This is a genomic window from Streptomyces sp. SID3212 (assembly GCF_009865405.1).
Classification (GTDB): domain Bacteria; phylum Actinomycetota; class Actinomycetes; order Streptomycetales; family Streptomycetaceae; genus Streptomyces.
This window is the reverse complement of the sequence record NZ_WWJY01000447.1, coordinates 1-379: the sequence shown is the minus strand read 5'-3', so window position 1 is coordinate 379 and position 379 is coordinate 1. Positions and strand designations below refer to the sequence as shown.

Below are 379 nucleotides of genomic sequence, written 5' to 3'. Positions count from 1 at the left end.
GCGGGCACCCGGATGTACCGCACCGGCGACCTGGCCGCCTGGAACGAGCACGGCGAGATCGTCTTCCTGGGCCGCGCCGACCAGCAGGTCAAACTGCGCGGCAACCGCATCGAACTCGGCGAGATCGAGACCGTGCTGACCCGCCACCCGTCCGTCGCGCGGGCCGCCGTCATCGTCCGCGAGGACCGCCCGGGCGACAAGCGCCTGGTGGCGTACGCCGTGCCCGCCGTGGAGGGCGTCCTGGACGCCGCCGAGCTGCTGCGGCACGTGGGCGGGGAACTGGTCGAGTACATGGTGCCCTCGGCGGTCGTCCCGATGGGCGCGCTGCCGCTGACACCCAACGGCAAGCTGGACCGGCGCGCGCTGCCCGCCCCCCGGG

At 74.7% G+C, this 379-nt stretch carries 1 pseudogene; it reads left to right on the top strand.

Features of this window, described 5'->3' with window-relative positions:
- Window positions 1–379, top strand: a pseudogene (locus tag GT042_RS13085) (peptide synthetase); the annotation flags it as partial.